This window comes from Acinetobacter stercoris, assembly GCF_900323515.1.
Lineage (GTDB): Bacteria > Pseudomonadota > Gammaproteobacteria > Pseudomonadales > Moraxellaceae > Acinetobacter > Acinetobacter stercoris.
This window is the reverse complement of record NZ_OOGT01000252.1, coordinates 1-4,935: the sequence shown is the minus strand read 5'-3', so window position 1 is coordinate 4,935 and position 4,935 is coordinate 1. Positions and strand designations below refer to the sequence as shown.

Annotated in this window: 4 protein-coding genes; 1 reads left to right on the top strand and 3 read right to left on the bottom strand. The window is 34.5% G+C overall.

What is annotated here, in order from left to right; all coding sequences use genetic code 11:
- Positions 1-179 precede the first annotated feature (179 nt).
- Complete coding sequence (locus KPC_RS17825) at positions 180-677, bottom strand: aromatic-ring-hydroxylating dioxygenase subunit beta (protein ID WP_121975678.1); 498 nt, start codon at positions 675-677, stop codon at positions 180-182.
- A gap of 3 nt (positions 678-680) precedes the next feature.
- Positions 681-2,075 (bottom strand): anthranilate 1,2-dioxygenase large subunit, encoded by a 1,395-nt coding sequence (gene antA, locus KPC_RS17820; protein WP_121975677.1) that lies wholly within the window; start codon positions 2,073-2,075, stop codon positions 681-683.
- A gap of 235 nt (positions 2,076-2,310) precedes the next feature.
- Here antA and KPC_RS17815 point away from each other — a divergent pair, with 235 nt between their 5' ends.
- Positions 2,311-3,279 (top strand): AraC family transcriptional regulator, encoded by a 969-nt coding sequence (locus KPC_RS17815; protein ID WP_121975676.1) that lies wholly within the window; start codon positions 2,311-2,313, stop codon positions 3,277-3,279.
- Between the two features lie 43 nt (positions 3,280-3,322).
- On the opposite strand, the gene KPC_RS17810 is transcribed toward KPC_RS17815, so the two are convergent.
- A complete protein-coding gene (locus KPC_RS17810; RefSeq protein WP_228212319.1) occupies positions 3,323-4,531 on the bottom strand; it encodes an OprD family outer membrane porin in 1,209 nt (402 codons plus the stop codon).
- Between the last annotated feature and the right edge of the window lie 404 nt (positions 4,532-4,935).

The following is a 4,935-nucleotide window of genomic DNA, read 5'->3' as shown; positions in this document are numbered from 1 at the left end:
AATTTAAGGTAATTGGAAATTAAATAAAATCGTTATATTGGGTTACAACTTAGATTTCAGTGCATAAAAAAGCCAAAGAAAATCTTTGGCTTTAAAAAAAAGAATGTGCTGTTCTGAAGAAGGACATGCAGGAAATCAGAACAGCACAAACAGATTTACCCGAAGGTATAGGACAGATTTTAGATATGATAAAAATCTAAAACAGCATTGATTTTGTCATTCATTAAAATTACTTGTTTATAAGTAATTTTAAACTGTTCAGCATTTCTTTTAATACGATAATGAACCACACCAAAGAAACGGTTTACTATTTCCATCCGGATATATGAGGTATCCCAACCAGCTTCCACAGTGATTTCATCCCCCTCTATTCCTACAATACGGACATTACTAATTTGGTGCAACGTACGTGGCAGCGGGTAAGCAGAAGATGACTTTTCAGTTTCAACACGGAAGATACGGTCTTCTAAACCACCACGGTTCGAGTAATAAATAAGCGACATTTCTCGTTTTGGATTGGTCGTATATTCATGTTCTGATTTCCATTGTGGAACATGGAATTCCAGTTTTTCATCAAAATCATTAAGATATTCATCCCATTTTTTTTGATCGCATTTACTGGCATTCGCATATAAAAATTGCTCGATTTGGTACTGTAATTCAGCATTATTTTTCATGAATTATTGCTCCACAACTTCAATTTTACGTTTTGCCAAGCCTTTTAACATGAGGTTTTGCCAGGTTCTATGTTGATTTACATATAAACCTTCGTGGGTAATTTCACGACCTGTAATAACAGGAGTAATGCCTAATATTTGACTATTTTTAGATTCACCATAATTCCAGTTTTGATAGCCACGTGAAATATCATTCCATTGATTATTACGTGCTTCAAAACCTCGTTGAGCTTCTTTGAACTCAACCAAATCATCTGGTGTACCCATACCCGAAACATTGAAAAAGTCTTCAAACTGTCGAATACGGCTTTCACGATCTTCATCAGACTCACCTTTTACGCCCAAACATTGACTGATAATTTCAGTTTTGTTCCATGCAACAGGACGGATAATCCGAAGTTGTGAACTGATCTGATCCATAAAGAAGAGACTTGGATAGATGTTAAGATTACGCAAACGATGCATCATCCATTCTGCAGTTTCTTCTCCATATTCTTGTTGGAGACGAGGCATTACACTGGCATAACCTGGTCGGACATCAGGGTTTGGCATATCACTAAATAACACACCGTGCCCGTGTTTAAAGGTAAACCAACCATCATCGGTTTGTTTGTCACCAGCCCCTAATTTACTGTAATCCAGTGTTTTTTCAGGTGTAATGCCTTTTTCTGCATTAATTGTCTGTCTATGTTGTACCGTTGCAACATAGTTGTAATGAACAGTGCTGACATGATATCCATCCAGACCATTTTCATTTTGCAACTTCCAGTTGGCATCAAACTCATATTTAGAGCGACCTTCAATGACTTCAAGCTCGCCTGTTGGAGATTGAGCAATCATCATATCCAAAAATTTTCGGGTATCACCCAAATATTCATCCAGGCTTATATCTGTGTTTACATCCAAGTTAACAAATACAAATCCACGGTAACTTTGCACCAACCCTTTTTTCAGACCATGTTTTGATTTATCAAAAGTTTCTGTGTCATATTCACCTGGTGCCTTAACTTTCAATAACTTTCCATCATTTTTATAACACCACGCATGGAATGGGCATACAAAATTAGCCTGATTTCCTTTATACACACGGGTTAAAGTCGTACCACGATGCGAGCAGGTGTTGGACAATGCATGTAGTTGCCCTTCCTTATCACGGGTAATGATCATAGGGTAGCGACCAACTTGCACAGTAATAAAGTCATTTACATTTAAAATTTCACTCTCATGACATGCATAAATCCATGTTTTTTCAAAGATCAATTCCATTTCTAAAGCAAATAACTCTGGCTCGGTGAAAATTTCACGTCCTACACGAAATACACCATCTTCTTCCCTAAAATCGATATTGCTATTTACGAACTCTTTCCAGTTTCGCACATTGGCTTGAGTATTTTGCATTCCTTCACTCCTTCTTGCTTTTATATACAGTAAGGAGAAATACAGCGCAGTAATATCCAAAAATTACTTATTTTTATCCAAATCTTGCATAAATTGAATTATATCTCAATCACATAATTTCATACCTTAATGATATTTAGAGTTTAGGCTTAAGTTGATTAAAATAGTCTAATTAACGCATTAAGTAAGGATACTTAGTGAATAAAGGTTGAATCAAGCAGGATGGTGAACCAATATGATCAATCAATTGTCTGTTTCAACAAAGTTTGATGTAACCGATGCCCGTAACTGGATGAATGATATTTGTGGTCAACACGATCTAATTGTCAAACAGCAGTCAAAATTAAACTTTCAGCATGAATTTGCCCGTCTGGCAAATAATTCAATTGCATTAGGATACGTGCAGTACGGTACTGATGCTGCAATCGTTAATGAAAAAAAACTACATTGTTATAGTATTAGCTTGCCACTAAGTGGTGAACAGGAATTATCTATTCAAAATCAGCGTATTCATTCCACCCCCAGTACAGGATTAATTTTGAATCCTCAAGAGGAATTAATGCTTGATATCTCAGGTGACTGTAAAAAAATTCACCTTGCGATTCCTAAAGAAAAAGTCGATCAAGTACTAAAAGATCTGATTCGTCAAGATTTACCTCATGACATTATTTTCAGTGCAGAAATGGACATGAATACGTTACATATCTCACAATGGTGGAAACAAATTCACTTCTATTTAGATGAAATAAGTCTATTTGGCATACATTCGCTTCAGCCAATGTATCAAGAAATAGAGAGTTTACTCATCAAGAAACTGTTATTACTGCAAAAAAATAACTATAGCGAGATTTTAAAACAAAGACTGGACTCTAATTTTCCACGCTCTTTGCAACTCGCTATCGAATATATACAAAATCATTCCAAACAGGAAATTTCTTTACAGCATTTATCTGAGGCTTCATATACATCTGTTTCAAAATTGAACAGTCTATTTAAAGAGTACTTATATACATCTCCTATGCAATATGTAAAAAATATTCGTTTAAAAGCTGTTCACGCCACCTTGTGTAACACGCCATTAAGCAACATTGCTGAAATTGCCCTGGAACATGGTTTTAATCATATGGGACACTTTTCAAGAGACTATAAATTGATGTTTGGAGAAACACCTAAACANACAGTCAAACGTTTTTATAAACATTAATTTAAATTAAAAAAGACCGAATAAATCGGTCTTTTTTTGATCATTAGAATTTTTTGGTATAAGTTGTCAAGATACGATTTTCCTGAAAGTCATTCCCTGTTTTTACATCATAGTTAATATATAACCAATGGAAAGATAAGCCTTTTAACTTTGGATTTTGAAAGTCGTAAGATAAAATAAAATTGGTCTCAGATTCGTTATTTTTACGTCCCTGGTTATCCTTAAAGTCATAACCATGAACATATTTCACCATCGCATTCAAGCCTGGAACATAATTTTTAAAATCATACCCATAAAGAAAATGTATGGATTTCTCATCTTTCTTGAAGAACCCTGTTGTATTCCAGTTGATAAAATATAATTCTGGAAGGAAGCCGTCTGGTAACGGATATGCTGTATCACCAAAGAGCTGCTGATAACCTAATGCAACCGTGTGGTTACCAACAAAAACTTTCTCGATTAAACCTATATTATGGTTATCAACTTCGCCAGCTATAGAGCTTCCAGAGTCTTGCGACCTAAAGTATTTAAAACGCGTTTGTGCCTTAAATTTATCCGATTTATACCAATGCTCCAAGCCCAGATAGTGCTTGTCGTATAAATCTTCAAGGTTACCGTAATAATACTCAGCCATGATGTTTGGAGTTACATTATATTTAAAATCAATATAATTCAATCCATCTGACTGATGTGTTTTGCCGTTAGTTGTATAGGTAAAACGTTGAAAACCTTCAGCATATCGCGGTGAAACCTGCTCAATACGCCCAAGTTCCAATTTCAATTTATCAGACAGCTGACTTTTAATTTGCCCGCCCCAGTAGGAACTTAGTAACTGTCGACTTGCATCTGTTGCTGTGATAGGTAAATCTAACCACAATTCACCAATTTTAAATTCGGTTTTGTCATATTTGAGCTTTAATGTACCACCATATTTTAAAAAGTTACGGTCTTGGGTTTTAGAATATGGGCTAAATGGTAAAACAGTATCATCTACATGACGGTCATCACTTAAGCGTAATGCATATTGTAATGATGCATCCATTCCGATTTCAATCGGCTTATCCGCTACGGTTAATACTGTAGGTATATAATCTGACGTATAAAATCCAGAAATACCTTGTGACCAGCTACCAGGATCTTTAATAGCATCATCATCATAGTTACGTTCAATAAATGCGTTTTTCAGTACGAGCTTAAAATTGTCTTCAGCATTGGCTGTATGACTTAAACCGAAAATACCCAGCATACCCATTGATAAATATGTTAAGTGTTTTTTCGTTAAATTTGCAAATGCCATATCAAATTCCATTTTGGCAGATTAAAAATATCCTGTTATGTAAAGACATAACAAATGATGCATAGAATTCATTTCTATTGGTTGAATTTGTTGAATGTATACGCTGTAACCGACATGAAAATTACATATCAAACATTAAAATGAGTAATTCAGAATAAGATAAAATGAACAGAAATCTTTACATTGTATGTGCATATCCTTCTCCAATGTTTGTTTTATTTGCTCGTTTCCATCCTGAACTACAAGCATGATCAAATGTAATAAATGACTACAACGTTTAATACATGTACTGAACTTTACTTGTTTTTTCAACAATTTCATAATTTTTTATAAGTATTTATTTATACTTTATAAATATG

Excerpts from the sequence above, each read along its gene's own strand:
- KPC_RS17825 (WP_121975678.1), bottom strand. The coding sequence starts at position 677 with ATGAAAAATAATGCTGAATTACAGTACCAAATCGAGCAATTTTTATAT.
- antA (WP_121975677.1), bottom strand. The coding sequence starts at position 2,075 with ATGCAAAATACTCAAGCCAATGTGCGAAACTGGAAAGAGTTCGTAAAT.
- KPC_RS17810 (WP_228212319.1), bottom strand. The coding sequence starts at position 4,531 with ATGGGTATGCTGGGTATTTTCGGTTTAAGTCATACAGCCAATGCTGAA.